The sequence below is a fragment of the Xaviernesmea oryzae genome, from assembly GCF_900109605.1.
Lineage (GTDB): Bacteria > Pseudomonadota > Alphaproteobacteria > Rhizobiales > Rhizobiaceae > Xaviernesmea > Xaviernesmea oryzae.
Genome location: NZ_FOAM01000034.1, coordinates 1 through 15,111, shown reverse-complemented (window position 1 = coordinate 15,111; position 15,111 = coordinate 1). Strand labels below are relative to the sequence as shown.

At 62.1% G+C, this 15,111-nt stretch carries 14 protein-coding genes and 1 pseudogene; 7 read left to right on the top strand and 8 right to left on the bottom strand.

Features of this window, described 5'->3' with window-relative positions:
* From BMX61_RS25265 to BMX61_RS23785, 3 genes and pseudogenes are all read left to right on the top strand, one after another.
* Positions 1–295 (top strand): annotated as a pseudogene (locus BMX61_RS25265) (transposase); the annotation flags it as partial.
* 393 nt (positions 296–688) lie between these two features.
* The gene (locus BMX61_RS24945) at positions 689–937 is read left to right on the top strand and encodes a hypothetical protein (RefSeq protein WP_210186312.1); all 249 of its coding nucleotides are present in this window, start codon (positions 689–691) and stop codon (positions 935–937) included.
* Positions 938–958: 21 nt separating this feature from the next.
* Positions 959–1,333, top strand: coding sequence for a glyoxalase superfamily protein (locus BMX61_RS23785; RefSeq protein WP_075625361.1), 375 nt, complete (start codon positions 959–961; stop codon positions 1,331–1,333).
* Between the two features lie 299 nt (positions 1,334–1,632).
* Here BMX61_RS23785 and BMX61_RS23780 read toward each other — a convergent pair whose 3' ends face one another.
* The gene (locus BMX61_RS23780) at positions 1,633–2,412 is read right to left on the bottom strand and encodes an SDR family oxidoreductase (protein WP_075625360.1); all 780 of its coding nucleotides are present in this window, start codon (positions 2,410–2,412) and stop codon (positions 1,633–1,635) included.
* Entirely contained in the window at positions 2,409–2,738 is a 330-nt protein-coding gene (locus BMX61_RS23775; RefSeq protein ID WP_075625359.1) for a nuclear transport factor 2 family protein, read from the bottom strand. The genes BMX61_RS23780 and BMX61_RS23775 overlap by 4 nt, the downstream gene beginning before the upstream one ends.
* Before the next feature lie 137 nt (positions 2,739–2,875).
* Between BMX61_RS23775 and BMX61_RS23770 the strand changes: the two genes are divergently transcribed.
* Entirely contained in the window at positions 2,876–3,772 is an 897-nt protein-coding gene (locus BMX61_RS23770; RefSeq protein WP_075625358.1) for a LysR family transcriptional regulator, read from the top strand.
* 184 nt (positions 3,773–3,956) lie between these two features.
* On the opposite strand, the gene BMX61_RS23765 is transcribed toward BMX61_RS23770, so the two are convergent.
* The 6 genes from BMX61_RS23765 to BMX61_RS23740 form a co-directional block, all read right to left on the bottom strand.
* Positions 3,957–5,321 (bottom strand): hypothetical protein, encoded by a 1,365-nt coding sequence (locus tag BMX61_RS23765; RefSeq protein WP_075625357.1) that lies wholly within the window; start codon positions 5,319–5,321, stop codon positions 3,957–3,959.
* An 80-nt stretch (positions 5,322–5,401) separates the two neighbouring features.
* Positions 5,402–6,424, bottom strand: a complete 1,023-nt coding sequence (locus BMX61_RS23760) for an ABC transporter permease (RefSeq protein ID WP_075625356.1) — start codon at positions 6,422–6,424, stop codon at positions 5,402–5,404.
* A complete protein-coding gene (locus BMX61_RS23755; RefSeq protein ID WP_075625355.1) occupies positions 6,421–7,953 on the bottom strand; it encodes a sugar ABC transporter ATP-binding protein in 1,533 nt (510 codons plus the stop codon). The genes BMX61_RS23760 and BMX61_RS23755 overlap by 4 nt, the downstream gene beginning before the upstream one ends.
* A 79-nt stretch (positions 7,954–8,032) precedes the next feature.
* Positions 8,033–8,968: an ABC transporter substrate-binding protein gene (locus BMX61_RS23750; protein ID WP_083639169.1), complete on the bottom strand. Its 936-nt coding sequence runs from the start codon at positions 8,966–8,968 to the stop codon at positions 8,033–8,035.
* A gap of 156 nt (positions 8,969–9,124) precedes the next feature.
* Positions 9,125–10,174 (bottom strand): LacI family DNA-binding transcriptional regulator, encoded by a 1,050-nt coding sequence (locus BMX61_RS23745; RefSeq protein ID WP_075625354.1) that lies wholly within the window; start codon positions 10,172–10,174, stop codon positions 9,125–9,127.
* A 380-nt stretch (positions 10,175–10,554) separates the two neighbouring features.
* A complete protein-coding gene (locus BMX61_RS23740) occupies positions 10,555–11,559 on the bottom strand; it encodes a substrate-binding domain-containing protein (RefSeq protein ID WP_075625353.1) in 1,005 nt (334 codons plus the stop codon).
* Positions 11,560–11,735: 176 nt separating this feature from the next.
* On the opposite strand from BMX61_RS23740, the gene BMX61_RS23735 reads away from it, so the two are divergent.
* The 3 genes from BMX61_RS23735 to BMX61_RS23725 are packed head-to-tail and all read left to right on the top strand — an operon-like array spanning position 11,736 to position 14,776.
* Positions 11,736–12,656 carry a sugar phosphate isomerase/epimerase family protein gene (locus BMX61_RS23735; protein WP_075625352.1) on the top strand — a complete coding sequence of 307 codons (921 nt, stop codon included), beginning with the start codon at positions 11,736–11,738 and terminating at the stop codon, positions 12,654–12,656.
* A 16-nt stretch (positions 12,657–12,672) separates the two neighbouring features.
* Positions 12,673–13,602, top strand: a complete 930-nt coding sequence (locus BMX61_RS23730; RefSeq protein ID WP_075625351.1) for a TIM barrel protein — start codon at positions 12,673–12,675, stop codon at positions 13,600–13,602.
* Between the two features lie 10 nt (positions 13,603–13,612).
* Positions 13,613–14,776 carry a Gfo/Idh/MocA family protein gene (locus BMX61_RS23725; RefSeq protein WP_075625350.1) on the top strand — a complete coding sequence of 388 codons (1,164 nt, stop codon included), beginning with the start codon at positions 13,613–13,615 and terminating at the stop codon, positions 14,774–14,776.
* Positions 14,777–15,111: the final 335 nt, after the last annotated feature.

The window sequence follows — 15,111 nt, the reverse complement described above, 5'->3', positions numbered from 1 at the left end:
GGCGCTGATGATCGATGCCTTGCCCACGGCGAAAGCGCTGTTGGCCGATCGGGGCTACGACGCCGACTGGTTCCGTGCCGCCCTCGCAGCACGCGACATTGCCGCCTGCATCCCGTCAAAGGCCAACCGCAAGGTCCCGATCCCCCACGACACCGTGCTCTACCGCAAGCGCCACCGGATCGAGAACATGTTCGCAAAACTCAAGGACTGGCGCCGCATACACACGCGCTATGATCGCTGTGCCCACACCTTCATGTCCGCCATCTGCATCGCTGCAACCGTCATCTTCTGGCTCAATCAACGAGTCCTGAGCCTATTTTGGCTGGACAGTCCTCATGAAATAGCGTCGGCTGGGCTGAGAGCATGGTGGTGTGGCCGTAACAGCACAGGCGATGCCGCAGAAGAATTCTGGTTCGCCTGCAACAGGGGCAGGACAGAATGCGCGCTTGAACAGTGCTGCCTTTCTGGCAGGCTGAGCGCCAGCCGGATGCCAACGGATGGGGACACCAGTACCGCTATGAATTCAACGTTCGATAAGAATGACGATGCGGTCATCGATTCCCTCATCGCCGACTTCTATGCTGCCTTCGACAATCGCGGTGGACGCGCGGTCCCTATGGATCAGCTCCGGGATATGTTCCTGCCTCACGCCGTGATCGTATGAGTAGGCCCTGCCGGTATTGAGACGATGACAGTCGAGACCTTCCTCGCGCCGCGCAGCCGCATATTGACGGACGGCACGCTCATCGAATTTTACGAATGGGAGACAAGCGCGCGGACACACGTCCTCCGCGACATCGCCTGCCGTCATTCCACCTATGCGAAGAGCGGGCGTTACCACGGCGCGCCTTATGAAGGCGGCGGTGCAAAGCTGATCCAATTGGCGCGTGATCCTCAGGGCTGGCGCATCGCCGCGATCACATGGGAAGACGATTGACGACAATGATGGGAGACGAAGATGAGCGTCAGCCGGATCTTGCCCAACATCGCTACCAGCGACATGGAGCGTGCACGCGCCTTTTACGGCGACCTGCTCGGCATGACGGTCGGCATGGACCATGGGTGGATCATTACGTTCGTCGGGTCCGGCCATACCGCGCCGCAGATCAGCTTCGCTAGCGAGGGTGGCTCCGACACGCCTGTGCCAGATCTGTCAATTGAGGTGGACGATCTCGAGCGCGTTCATGCGCGCCTGGTGGCAGCTGGCCATGACATCGCCTATGGCCCAGCCCACGAACCTTGGGGCGTGCACCGCCTTTTCGTGCGTGATCCCTTTGGGCGGCTTCTGAACATCATGTCGCATGAAAAGGCATTGCGAGCAGCGGCAACTTAACGCGTGCGCGCGGTCGTCGTCCGCAGGACAGACAGAAAATCACCATGTGCTGCGCTGGGGCGCGTAAGCGGCACTGCCAAGCGTGTGCAAGCGCCTAGCGTCTGAACAGGCCGGGTGGTGATAAGTTCAGGATCCGCACGACGTTACTTGCAGCCTCGAGCCGAACGCTACCGGAACGCGCTTTCATCACGCGCGATCGGCGTTTCCTGCGCAACGCACCTCTTCCCAGACCGGCGGGTGGAGTTGCACCCGCCAGACCTGACTTAAGCAGACAATAACTGCTGAGAAATGCCCCGGCGTCACGCTGTCGGAACTGTGCCACCGTCGATCACGTGCTCTGTGCCGGTAATCGATGACGCGCGGTCCGAGGCGAGGAAGGCGATGAGGTCGGCGACTTCTCCCGGCCTGGCCGGCCGACCCAGCGGTATGCCGCCAAGCGCGTTCATGATCGTCTGCACCGCTTCGTCATAGTGGATGCCGGCCTCCTCGGCGACGCGAAGGGCCAGACCATTGGCCCCTGGATCGGCGATCCAGCCCGGCGAAACCCGCACCACACGAACGCCCTTGGGAGAAACCTCTTTGGAGAGGCTCTTGCTGTAGGTATTGAGGGCGCCCTTGGCTGATGCATAGCCTGTCGTCGCCTGGTACAGCGGAAGGATCCGCTGGATCGAGGTCACGTGGATGACGACCCCACTGCCTTGGGCGATCATGCCGGGGATGAGAGCGCGATCCAGCCTGACGGCCGGAAAGAAGTTGAGCTCGAACTCCTTCTCCCACTCCGCGTCAGACAGCGCGACGAAGCCACCTGACGGTGCCGAAGAGCCGCCAAGCACGTTCACGAGGATGTCGAGCCCGCCGAATTCCCGCTGCACAGCATCGACGACAGCGTCCACCCCGGCCTTCTTCGTCAGATCGGCTTCGACGAATGCAGCGCCGGAAAAGCTGGCCGGCTTCGTGCGTGCAGTGGTCAGCACGTGGGCGCCAAGCTGCTTGAATAGCGCGACCGTGGCAGCGCCCGCACCTGACGTGCCGCCGGTGATGAGGGCGCGACGCCCCTGTAAGGTGAGAAACTGGGTCATACGGTGATCTCCAGTTGCGCAACCTTGTCGCCATTAAGGACGAAGAAAAACCGCAGATCGATCGGGCTGCCGGGGAAAGTGCCGACGACATGCGCCGTGACCTGCGTCTTGCCGTTCTCCGCACCGAGGGAGAATGGCTCAGCCGTGTAGGTGTAGAGCTGGCCGGCTTCCACCATCCACGCCCGGATCGCATCTTGTCCGCGATGGGTTTTGTACTTGTCCTTGACGACGCCGTCGTGCGTGAAGGCGGCCACGACAGCGTCTGGGCTGCCTATCCGGTCCGCCTCGAAATAGGCTTCGATGGCCTTGGGGAGTTTGATCGTCATTCGGTTCTCCTGTCTCAAAACGGCCCTTCCGGCTGCCGTCCGACCTCCCTGCGAGATCGAATGGCCTCACCGTAGATCACCTCTATTGACGGGATAATCCGGACGGAAGAGGATGGGGTATTGCGAAAAGAGGGACAATGACTCGCTCCGTTCTTGCTGATCTCGATGCCGTGCTGGCGATCGCTCGTCTCGGATCGTTCAGGGCTGCTGCCCTTGATCTTGGCCTTTCCACTACAGCGTTGAGCAACGCCATAGCGAAGCTGGAGCAGCGCCTGGGCATTCGCCTGTTCAACCGAACGACGCGAAGCGTCTCGTTGACCGATGCGGGAAAGACCTTTGTTGAGCGGGTCGGGCCAGCGGTGACCGACATCCGCGATGCCATGCAGGCGGCCCAGTCGCTCCAGGACGTGCCGACGGGAACGCTGCGCATCAACGCCTTCGCAACGGCCGCTCGCGAAGTGATGGAGCCGCTGATCCTCGCCTTCCTGCAGCGCTATCCCCAGGTGCATGTCGACCTCGTGACCGAGGGACGGATCGTCGATATCGTCGCAGCCGGCTTCGATCTCGGCCTCCGGCCCGCCAATCTCGTTCCGGCCGACATGATTGCTCTGCCTTTGGGCGTGAAGCGCAGCAATGCAGTCGTGGCATCGCCAGCGTTCCTGCAGGCGCATGGCAAGCCGATCATTCCGGCTGACCTCTACCGGTTTCGCTGCATTCGCGCACGTCTTCCGAACAACGCGCTGTTGCGGTGGAAATTCGAGAAGGATGGGCAAGCCGTTCAGATCGACGTGCAGGGATCCCTCACCCTAGACGAATCGAGCCTGGTCAGAATAGCCTCGCAGAAGGGGGTGGGTCTTGGATACGTCATGGAGGCTGACGTGCGCGAAGACATTGCAGCCGGGCGGCTTGTGCGCGTCTTGGAGGACTGGACACCCTCGCTCGCGCCCTTGGCTTTATACTATCCCGGAAGGAAAAACCCGCCAGCTGCCTTCACCGCCTTCATTCAGGCTGCCCGCGACTTTGCAAAGGGGTGATCGATCAAGCGTGGCAAGGTGCTGATGCTTGGGGCCGATGCGCTTATGTAGGTTTCGAAGGTCGAACGAGATTAGCACCAAGGATGCCGCTATTATCAATTCCTCCAGTCAGAGGTCCATAGGCCAGCCAAAAACGTGGCAGACCTAGTGGAATCAATCTAAGGACGACTGTCGATCCTCCCCTTTACACGCCCATTTCAACGACCACGCGCGGCGGCGTCTCCATTTGGTCGGCAATCTCTTGCCATCGGTCCTTGAACTGTCCGTAGGCGGTCTTGATGTCGACGCCGACGGGAAGTTCGGGGCATTCGTTTTCGCCGTTCGAGCCCCAATTTACCCAGCCGGATTGCCGGCGCTGGACGATCTGGAAAGCACCGGAAGGGGCTGATGTCCACCAGACCATCGCCCGGCCAGATGCCTCGTGATACTCCACGGTCTTTGAAGCGGGACCGGGGAAGATCGTCTCGTGCGGCACCGCCGAGACGTCCACGGGCTCGTCCGTCAGAACCCACGGCCGCTGGTCCGGCAAGTCAGCCTTGATACGGGAGGCGGCGCGGACACGTGCGAGGCGCGCGCGGATCTCATCCTCGCCGAGCACTTTCTCCCAGGCGCAGAAGAGCCGCCAATAGAGATCCCAATGCGCCGCCTCGATGTCGGAAAGCTGGGCGCGGAATTCCTCGAATTTGGGATTCTGATTCTTCGAATGCGCCACCGTGTCGGCGACCATGGCCACGAGTTCGCCGGCATAGGGATCGCCCGCGCGGTAGCGCGTGCCGCCGTAAGCGGCGAAGCGGTCGAAGACGAGTTCGCCAATGCCGCCCTCGAACTCGTCGCCGACGGTGATCTTGTTCGTCACCGACCGGCCGTTGATGACGGTCTGGAAGTCGTCGACCCTATAGCGCCGCTGGAAGTAGGGCGTGCCATAGGTGAAGCGCCAGTCGATGGTGAAGCTCTTGCCCTTCAACTCGTCAAGAAGTCCGTCCGGAATAGTGCCATGCATGCGATAGTGGTGCAGAACCGGGCCGCGCTCGACCGTCTCGATGCGCACCACCGTATGCTCAGGCGGATTGATGAGGCCGTTTTCCGGCGTGAAGAAGGGGCCGTAAAAGCCGCCGATCGCATTGTTGCCGGAGGGCAGAAGTTCGAACCCGTCGTCGAGCGCGCGGAAGTGGCGCAGGCCCCATTTGGAGGACCCGAGGCCGCCCGCCGTGCCCGAACACATTTCGAGGTCGAAGGCGCCGGTGTCGAGCCGCACGAAGCAATCCACCTCCCGGCCGTCGAGCGCGCGGATGCCGGGGAGCGACGGGGCGCCTTCTTCGGCCGGCGTCTCCAGCGTCAGCGTCACCTCGCCTTCGAAACCGAGGCAGGCGACGAAACGCGTCTCGCCCGCTTGCGCCTCGGCCGTCAGCCGCTGGCAGAGCACGCGCTCGCCCTTGTCGGTCCGCGCCCACCAGAGCGGTTGGGGCAGATCGCCTTGAACGGTAAAGGTGATGGGCTCGTTGCGGCGGGTGCCGGGGAGCGGATCGGAGATGCGGATGGTCTGGCTCATGACGGCTCCAGAAGACGTGACGGATGGATGCGAGCCGGCTTTCCGGCCCGCGTTAAGGCATAGCGCAGTGAAACGGCGGTTCAGGCCTTGGGCGCGCCTGTGCGGCGGCCGAAGCGGAACGAGCGCTGCTTGAGGCTGTCGATCGCTACCGCCAGGATGATGACCACGCCCTTGACGAGAAGCTGCGTGAAGAACGGCACGTTCATCAGGATGAGGCCGGTCGACAGAACGCCGAGGATGACGGCGCCGATCAGCGTGCCGACGATGCGCCCGCGCCCACCGGCGAGGCTGGTGCCGCCGAGGACGACGGCGGCGATGGCGTCCAGCTCGTAGCCGGTGCCGGCGGTCGGCTGGGCCGAGATCAGGCGGGCGGCGAGGATGACACCGGCAAGGCCTGCGCAGATACCGGCCAGCACATAAACCGAGGTGACGATGCGGTTCACCCGCACGCCCGCGAGCCGCGCCGCTTCCGGATTGCCGCCGACGGCGTAGACATGCCGTCCATAAAGCGTGCGCTCCAGGAGGAACCAGGCGCCGACGAAGACGAGGAGCATCACGATCACCGGGATCGGCAGGCCGAGAAAGTAGCCATTGCCGAGATCGCGAAAGCTGAGGTCGCTCGCCACGATCGGCTGGCCAGCCGTCATCGTGTAGGAGAGGCCGCGCAGGAAGGTCATGGTGCCGAGGGTGACGATGAAGGGGGCAAGGCCGAGATAGGCGATGAGCACGCCGTTGATCAGGCCACATAACCCGCCCGCCGCCATGCCGATGGCAATTGCCGCAGGGGCCGGCAGCCCCGCCATGGCCGAGAGCACCGAGACGACACCCGACACGGCGACGATGGAGCCGACCGACAGGTCGATCCCACCGGTCAGGATCACGAAGGTCAGGCCAGCGGCGAGGACCGCATTGACCGAAATCGAGCGGGCGATGTTCAAGAGGTTGTCGACGCGCGCGAAGTTCGGGGCGATGACGGCCATCAGCACCACGAGCGCGACGAGCACGATCAGGATGCCGACACGGTCCCACCATTTGGCGAAGTCGAAAGGCTCGGCGGCGACTTCGGCGGTGGCGCCCGGCTTCGTGGTCTCAGGGACAGTCATGGATTTGCTCCTTCCATGGCAGGGGTGGTCTGCAACGCCGCTCCTGTGGCGTGCAGCATGACCTCTTCTTCGTTGGTGTCGGCCGAGCGGAGTTCCTTGACGATCCGCCCGCCGCGCATCACGAGCAGGCGGTCGCTGATCCCGATGGCTTCCGGCAGGTCGGAGGAGATGACGAGCACGGCCTTGCCGGCGCTGGCGAGCCCGTCGATCACCTCGTAGATCTCGCGCTTGGCGCCGATATCGACCCCGCGCGTCGGCTCGTCGAGGATCAGGACGGCGGAGTCGCGCAGAAGCCAGCGGGCGAGCGCCGCCTTCTGCTGATTGCCGCCGGACAGCGCCCGCACCGGCAGCGGCAGCGCGTTGAGGCGAAGGCGCAGACGACGCATCTGATCCAGCACAGCATCACGCGCCCTGCCCGCTCGAACCACACCGGCCGTTGCGAAACGCCGAAGCGTGGAAATGGCGATATTGGCCTCGACGGAATGGTCGAGGAACAGCCCCTGCGCCTTGCGGTCCTCCGGCACGAAGCCGAAGCCGTCGCGGATTGCGGCATGAGGATCGGCAGGATGGCTTGGACGGCCGGCAATGCGCACCTCACCGCTTAAGCGGCGATCTGCGCCAAACAGCAGGCGCGCCACCTCGGTACGCCCCGAACCGATCAGGCCCGCCATGCAGACGACCTCGCCGGCATGGACACGAAAGCTGACCGGGCCGATGCCATCGCCTGAGAGGGATTCGACATCGAGAACGGGTGCGCCGGGCCTGCGAGGCTCGTGGTGATAAAGGTCGGCAACGGGCCGGCCGACCATCATGCGCACGACGTCGCTGGGGGCGAGTTCGCTCATCGTGCCGGTACCGACATAGGCTCCGTCGCGGAATACGGTGACGCGGTCGGCGAGCTGCCAGACCTCCTCCATGCGGTGGGAGATATAGACCATTGCAACGCCTGCTGCCCGCATCTGTCCGATCAGCGCATAGAGCGCCTGGGCCTCGGCCCGCGACAGCGCGGCGGTCGGCTCGTCGAGAACCAGGATCCGCGCATTCTCGCTGACGGCGCGAGCAATCTCCACCATCTGCTGCATGCCGATGCTGAGGGAGCCGAGCGGGCGGCGCGGATCGATCGTCGCACCGATACGGGCGAGCTTCTCGCGAGCCTCGCGAAGAACCCTGCGGCGATCGAGGGTGCCCAGCTTCGTGCGCGGTTCGGCGCCCAGCGACAAGTTCTCGGCGACGGTCATGGCGGGAACGGTGTTGAGTTCCTGATGGATGATCGCGATGCCGTGGGCCCGCGCGTCACGCGGCGAGCGGATCTCGACCTCTTGCCCGTCCACGAGGATGCGGCCGCTGTCGCGCTCGACATTGCCGGCCAGGATCTTCATCAACGTCGATTTGCCGGCGCCGTTTTCGCCCATGAGCGCGTGGACCTCGCCGGCGCGCAGGTCGAAATAAACGTCGTTCAGCGCCAGCGTCACGCCATAGCGCTTGCTGACACCTTCGAGGCGCAGGAGAGATGCCGTCGGGCTGCTCATGGCTCGGCTCGTCTTTCGAGGGAATGGGGGAGGCAGCCATGCCGCCTCCCGTTCTTGCGGTTGTCGGGCGTCCGGCGGCTTACCAGCCGGAATACTGGCCGACATTGTCGCGGGTGACGAGAACGCTCTCGATCAGCACCGTGCGGTCGGCCGGCGGCTTGCCCGCCGCCATGCCTTGAGCGATCCGGATGGCTTCCTGCACCATGCCGCCCGGATTCTGTGTCGCCGTGCCGATGAAGGGCGAACCCTGGCGCTTCAGCTCCGCCACCGCCTCCGGGCTGCCATCGACACCGGTCACCTTGATCTGGCCGCTCTTGCCCGCCTGCTCGACCGCAAGGACGGCGCCCAGCGCGGACGGATCGTTCATGCCGAAAATGCCCGTCACATCCGGATTGGCGGTCAGCATGTCGGTGGTGACGGCAAGGCCCGAAGCACGGTCGTTTTTCGAGGCCTGTTGTCCGACGATCTTGATGTCGGGGAACTTGGCGGCGACGTTGCGGCAGCCCTTGATGCGGTCGATGATGGTCTGGATCGGCGTGCCGTCGACGAGAAGCACCTCGCCCTTGCCGCCCATCTGCGTGAACAGATATTCGCAGGAACGCTCGCCCGCCTGGACCGCATTGGTCATGACCACTGCATCGGCACCCTTGGCAGGCGTATCGACGGCGATCACGATGACGCCCGCCTCCTTGGCGCGCTGGATGGCCGGCTCGAGGCCGACCTCATTGACCGCCGAGACGACGATCAGGTTGACGCCCTGCTGGATGAATGTGTCGATCTGGTTGTTCTGGGTTGCAAGATCGAGCTGAGCGTCCTGCGTGTTGACGCTCGCGCCGATCTCGGCCGCCGCTTTCTGCGCGCCCTTGTCCATTGCCGAGAAGAACGGATTGGACATGTCCTGCACCATCAGGCCAATCTTCTCGATCTTCTTCGGTGCGCTCTCGGCCATGGCTGGCAGCGCCGTCAAAAGCGAAGCGAACGCGACCGTGGACGCAAGAAGTGTATGAATCTTCATAGGGTTCCTCCTCCCTTAGCCGTCGACCACCAGCGGCGACGGATCTTTTCATTTGCCTCGGATCTCGTCCGTGACCTCTTAATGGACGCGTATGACGACATCCTAAACGTTTATGTTAGCGGACGCGCCAAAACGCTGGCCCGCCTTCATCGGACTTCAACAGCCGCAGGAGCGGCGGATCACCAGTTCGGCTTCGACCTGTTGAACATCCTCATCGCGGTAGATCGGCTGCGTGGGCAGGCCCCGCCGCTCGGCATCCGTCTGTGCTTTGATGATGCGTGCCAGCGTCAAGGCAGCGCGATGGCCGATCTCCTCGCTTCGCTCGTTCAGAACCGTCAATGGCGGCTCTATCAGCCCAGACCACGAGAATTCATCGAAGCCGATGACCGCGACATCCTGCGGGATACGCACAGTCTTCTCACGCAGGAGCTGAAGGGCGCCCAGCAGCAAAGGGTTGTTGCCTGCGATCAGCGCGCGCGGCAGCGGTCGACCATCGGCCAGCCGCTCCGCCATCACGGCATGGGCAGAAGCCGGATCATTGCCGCTTTCGAGAATTTCAAGCCGCACGCCATGGGCTTCTGCGGCTTCCCGGATGCCACGCTCGCGCTCGAAGCGGGTCGACCAGCGCGCGGGATAGACGAGAAAGAGCCAATCCTCGTAACCATGCTCAGCGAGATGACGCCCTACCGCGCGGCTGGCCTTGTAGTTATCCGTCGTCACGCTCGGAAAGGTGGCTTTTCCCTTAGGCGGCGCGGAGTCGACGAAGACGAGCGGAATGTCCCAGCGCGCCAGCAGCGCCACATTGGCGGGCTTGAGCGCCAGGGTCGAAATGATGCCCGCCGTGCGCGTCTCGATCAGGCGTCGGACAGTGCGATCCTCAAGACCAGGATCGTAGACGCCATCGACCGCGACATCCGCCATCACGACGGTCCAGTTGGCCGGACGAAGAGCTTTCTGGATTCCGGCCATCAGGTCGAGATAGTAACTGTTCGACGTGCTCGCCGTGATCACGGCAACGGAATCGCGGCTGACCTTCCTGAGGTCCTGCGCTGCCCGGTTTGGGATATAGCCGAGTTCGTCGGCAACGCGCAGGACCTGGCTGCGGCTTTCATCCGAAACGCCATCAGCCCCGCTCAGGGCGCGCGATACGGTGAACATGGAAAGACCGGTGGCGCGGCTGACGTCGCGCATTGTCGATTTCTTCAAGCGCAGACCTCCCCTCCACACCTACCGCGATCAAGCGACATAAACGATTATGGTCAAACCATAAACGATTAGGTTCTCGTCGGCAAGGAGTATCGTTGCATGATCGAGAAATTTTAAGAGAACGAAATCTCTCCGGCGGCTTCGCAAATTTTATCGTCTGCAAGCCGGACCAGATGGTACGGACCGACCTGTCTGCGCCGCTCATGCCTGACGATTTCGACACCACCGCTAGAGGCCGACCTGGGCAGCAGCCGGAACGCATTAGTCCAGCTTATGGCTCATGTATTTCATCCTCCCCTCCCTTCTCATCAATATCGAAACCAGAAACGGCACGAACGCCCGATGGAAGCGCATATGCTGCAAGGCGCAAAGCGGGCTTTCTAAAGGTTCTCCGATGTAATCGTCAGGAAGCGGACGGGCTCCGTATCAACCTTCGCCTCCATCAGCCCAAGCGCTTTCAAAGCGAGATCGACCGAGCGTCGTGCTTGCACCTCGGGGACCTGATCCAGAACAAGCGTCATCACACCTTGCTTCAACCATGTCCGGCTGTGGTCGCTTAGCTCATGCCCGACCCAGAAAATGCCGCGCGACTGACGATCAGACAGAAGTTTAGCAACGGCACGGTTATCGCCGCCTGCCGTATAAACGCCGATGACGTCGCGGCTGCGATCCAGCCGGGTTTGCAAAAGCTCCATCGCCGCAAGCTCATCATCCAGGTCAAACATGACCTCGGTGAAGTGCTGCTTTGGCTTTGCATGCTCTTCCAGATAGGCCGAGAAACCGCGAATTCGCTGTTTGTGATTTTCGTAAGCTCCGCTGTGGCAGAGGGCCACAAAGGAGCCGGCCTGCGCGGACAGCATGCGCGACATGAAATAAGCCGCCATGCGCCCGGCCGCATAATTATCGATACCGACATAGGGCAGATCGGCCGCGGGGCGGGTCATGATCTGGATCACCGGAATGCCCGTCGCGGCAACCTCGCGGAGATTGCGGACGACATCCTTATGTTCCGGGGCAACGACGATCAGGGCCGATCGGCGCTGTTTCGGCTTTGCGATGTAGCGTGCGAAATCCTCAGGATCATTCTCGCGCGCAAAGGTGCGATGAATCGCGACACCATGCCCAAGCGAGGCGGCAATGCGCTCAAAGGCGTGGTTCATGCGTGTATAGAACAGCGTTTCCGGCCGCACGAGCACGACCTCGATGCGGATCAGTTCTCGATGGATCTCCGGCCAGATGCGGCGGTAACCCAGCCTCGTCGCTGTGAGAAGCACGCGCTCGACCGTTTCCGGCCGCACGCCACCGCGCCCGTTCATCACGCGCTCCACCGTGGCGGTGCCAACCCCGGCGGCGGCGGCCAAATCCTTTAGCGTCACCTTCGACATTCCGCCGACTCCAAGCTGTTCAAAGTAGCTGTGGCGCAATGATCAAATTTGATCAAGGAACATCTCGGTGGCAGAGCGCCCTGCCCTTACTGTTGTGACGGTAAGCGCCGGATGTTGTGGACCGTCTGAAAAGGCGAACCACGGCATGCCAAGGCGCATGAGGGAGGAGAGACAGGATGAAAATTGCACTTGATCCGTTCATGCATCGCCATCTGAGCCTGGAAGCGCTGCCGGCCAAGGTGCGCGCGCTTGGCTATGATTGGATCGAACTGAGCCCGAGGGCGGATTTCCTCGAATGGTTCAAGGCTCCGCGGGTCTTTCCGGAGCGCGTGAAGTCATTCAAGAAGGCTCTCGCCGCCGAGAATGTCAAAATTGCCTCGCTTCTGCCGATGTATCGCTGGGCCTCCAATGACGAGAGCGAGCGCCAGGCGGCGGTCAAGCACTGGAAGCGCGCGATCGAGATCTGCCTGGAGCTAGAGGTGGACACCATGAACTCGGAATTCGGCCGGGGGCCGCATCCGGACAAGGGGTCCTGCTATTGCTGCCATACCGGCTCGATGATCGAGGCCTGCGAGGATGCCTGGTGGCGTTCCATGGACGAGCTTGTTCCGATCTTCGAGCGCGAGGGCATCCAGCTCAATATCGAGCCGCATCCGGAGGATTGGTGCGAAACGCTGCAACCGGCGCTGGATATCATCCGCACGGTCAATTCCAAGAGTGTGAAGTTCCTCTACTGCGCCCCACACACCTTCTATTTCGGCGATGACACCAAGGCCATGCTGCGCGAGGCACAGGACGTTCTTGCGCATGTCCATGTCGGTGACACCTTCAATCACAAGGCATCCTCCGGCCTGCGCTACATTCTGAACCCGCCCGGCACGCAGGCCCGGGTGCATCAGCATCTCAATATTGGCCAGGGGGAAGTGCCCTGGGACGACTTCTTCGGCACGCTCGCCGAGATCGGCTTCGACGGGATCATGACGGCCTGTGTGTTTGCCTGGGAAGACCGCGCGGATGAGAGCGGCCGTTTCATGCGCAAGACCATGCAGGACCACGTCGACAGGGCCCATGGCACCGTTGCTGGTCGAGTGAGCTGAAAGGCAGGGCAAGCCGATGACACTGATGATCACGACAGCGCCCTGTTGCTGGGGCGTCGATGACGTGCGCAATCCTCACCTGCCCTCGTGGCTGCGCGTCTATGATGAGGCGGCCGCTGCCGGTTATGCCGGCTTGGAGCTCGGCCCCTATGGCTACGTTCCCCTGGATGAGACGCTCGTCGGGCAGGAACTGGCAGCTCGCGATCTGTTCATCGTCGCAGGGACGATTTTTGATGATCTTGTATCGCCCACCAACCGGCAGAACCTTCTGCGCCAAACGCGCGAGATCTGCTCCGTCATCACCAAACTGCCGCAGCCCAAGCCTTTCGTCGGCCAGCGCTTCAAGACGCCGTATTTGACGGTCATGGACTGGGGTCACGACGAGCGCGACTACGCAGCAGGCCATGGCGACCGTGCACCGCGCCTGTCCGATCCCGAATGGGCAGGAATGGTCGAAAACATCCTTGCGATTGCCGATCTGGCCCGCGACGGTTTCGGCGTGCGCGCGGTGATCCACCCCCATGCCGGCGGCTATATCGAATTTGCCGACGAAATCGAACGGATTGCTCGCGACATCCCCCAGGAGGTTGCCGGACTCTGCCTCGATACGGGGCACACCTATTATGCCGGCATGGACCCTGTCGAAACGCTGAGGACCTATGCCGACCGGCTCGACTATCTGCACTTCAAGGACATCGACAAGCAGATATTCGACGAGGTGATGGGCGAGCGGATCCGCTTCTTCGACGCCTGCGCCAAGGGGGTGATGTGTCCCATCGGCAAAGGGGTCATCGACTATCCGGCCATCCGGCAGACGCTGCAGGCCATCGGCTATAGCGGCTACATCACTGTCGAGCAGGAACGCGATCCGCGCCACATCGCCGGCAGCCTTGAGGATGTCAAAGCGAGCCGGGACTATCTCCGGCACGTCGGGTTTCAACTGTAGAGAAGAAGACATGTCGCAACAGACGAGAAAGCCAATCCGATGGGGCATGGTCGGCGGGGGCCGCGGCAGCCAGATCGGCACCATCCACCGCAACGCCGCCTTGCGTGACAACGTCTTTGCGCTTGTGGCGGGCGCCTTCGATATCGATCCGGAACGCGGCCGCGCCTTTGGGCTCGAGCTCGGTCTTGATGCAGATCGGGCCTATTCGGACTACAAGGCGATGATCAAGGGAGAAGCGGAGCGCCCGGACGGAATCGAGGCGATATCGATCGCCACGCCCAACAACACGCATTATGAAATCACCAGGCTGGCGCTTGAAAACGGCCTTCATGTCATCTGCGAAAAGCCCCTTTGCTTCAGCGTGCAAGAAGCGGAAGAGTTGCTGACGCTGTCGAGATCCAAGGATCTTATCGTCGGTGTCACCTATGGCTATGCCGGCCATCAGATGATCGAGCAGGCGCGCGCCATGGTCAGGAACGGCGATCTCGGCGAGATCCGGGTCGTCAACCTGGCTTTTGCACACGGGTTTCACAGCGAGGCCGTCGAAGAGAAAAACCCGGCAACCCGCTGGCGCGTCGATCCCGCCTTCGCCGGCCCCAGTTATGTGCTTGGCGATATCGGCACGCACCCGCTCTTCCTGGCTGAGGCGATCCTTGACCACATGAAGATCAAGCGGCTGATGTGCGTTCGCCAAAGCTTCGTCAAAAGCCGGGCGCCCTTGGAAGACAACGCCATCACGCTGATGGAATATGACAATGGTGCGATTGCCAATGTCTGGTCCAGCGCCATCAATGCGGGGTCCATGCATGGGCAAAGGATCAGGATCGTCGGCTCAAAAGCCAGTATCGAGTGGTGGGACGAACAGCCGAACCAGCTGCGCTACGAGATTCAGGGCGAGCCCGCGCGCATCTTCGAACGGGGCATGGGTTACCTCTATCCGCAAGCCCTCATCGACGACCGCATTGGCGGAGGCCATCCCGAAGGCCTGTTTGAAGCCTGGGCCAACCTCTACCGCCGTTTCGCCGCACGGATGCAGCCACACGACCACGCTGCGCCCTCCGATATCAGCAACTTGATTTTCCCGGATATCGAGGCCGGACTTGAAGGCGTTCGCTGGGTCGAAAACTGCGTCCGCTCGGCAAATGCCGGCGGCATCTGGGTGGATTACCGGTAGATTTGGCAGCGTCGAGGCGGTTCGCAGCGTTGGTGGCTTATCGAGGCGTTTGCGAGAGCTTGGGTCAGGCAGATAGCAGACCCGCTGTCTCGACCAAAGGCTGATTGAACCATCAGGTCTGCTTGGACAAGTCTTGTCTCCTTGTTTTTCTTTGCATGGGATGTGCACCTGGAACTGATAAGGTAATCAAGCCGGAGAAGCTTTGCCGCCCTCCTAAGCATTTAAGCCACACTCTCTAGGCTCAGGACCTATTAAATTGCTTGCTAACGGCCCGATCGGTTGATTCACTGGCGGCGCGAGGAGGCGCTGCCATGAGTGATTTGATTTGGTTATCG

What these genes read in the sequence shown, in the direction of transcription:
- BMX61_RS23760 (WP_075625356.1), bottom strand. Translation starts at nt 6,424, where the DNA reads ATGACTGTCCCTGAGACCACGAAGCCGGGCGCCACCGCCGAAGTCGCC.
- BMX61_RS23755 (WP_075625355.1), bottom strand. Translation starts at nt 7,953, where the DNA reads ATGAGCAGCCCGACGGCATCTCTCCTGCGCCTCGAAGGTGTCAGCAAG.
- BMX61_RS23785 (WP_075625361.1), top strand. Translation starts at nt 959, where the DNA reads ATGAGCGTCAGCCGGATCTTGCCCAACATCGCTACCAGCGACATGGAG.
- BMX61_RS23725 (WP_075625350.1), top strand. Translation starts at nt 13,613, where the DNA reads ATGTCGCAACAGACGAGAAAGCCAATCCGATGGGGCATGGTCGGCGGG.
- BMX61_RS23770 (WP_075625358.1), top strand. Translation starts at nt 2,876, where the DNA reads ATGACTCGCTCCGTTCTTGCTGATCTCGATGCCGTGCTGGCGATCGCT.
- BMX61_RS23735 (WP_075625352.1), top strand. Translation starts at nt 11,736, where the DNA reads ATGAAAATTGCACTTGATCCGTTCATGCATCGCCATCTGAGCCTGGAA.
- BMX61_RS23730 (WP_075625351.1), top strand. Translation starts at nt 12,673, where the DNA reads ATGACACTGATGATCACGACAGCGCCCTGTTGCTGGGGCGTCGATGAC.
- BMX61_RS24945 (WP_210186312.1), top strand. Translation starts at nt 689, where the DNA reads ATGACAGTCGAGACCTTCCTCGCGCCGCGCAGCCGCATATTGACGGAC.
- BMX61_RS23750 (WP_083639169.1), bottom strand. Translation starts at nt 8,968, where the DNA reads ATGAAGATTCATACACTTCTTGCGTCCACGGTCGCGTTCGCTTCGCTT.
- BMX61_RS23780 (WP_075625360.1), bottom strand. Translation starts at nt 2,412, where the DNA reads ATGACCCAGTTTCTCACCTTACAGGGGCGTCGCGCCCTCATCACCGGC.
- BMX61_RS23765 (WP_075625357.1), bottom strand. Translation starts at nt 5,321, where the DNA reads ATGAGCCAGACCATCCGCATCTCCGATCCGCTCCCCGGCACCCGCCGC.
- BMX61_RS23775 (WP_075625359.1), bottom strand. Translation starts at nt 2,738, where the DNA reads ATGACGATCAAACTCCCCAAGGCCATCGAAGCCTATTTCGAGGCGGAC.
- BMX61_RS23740 (WP_075625353.1), bottom strand. Translation starts at nt 11,559, where the DNA reads ATGTCGAAGGTGACGCTAAAGGATTTGGCCGCCGCCGCCGGGGTTGGC.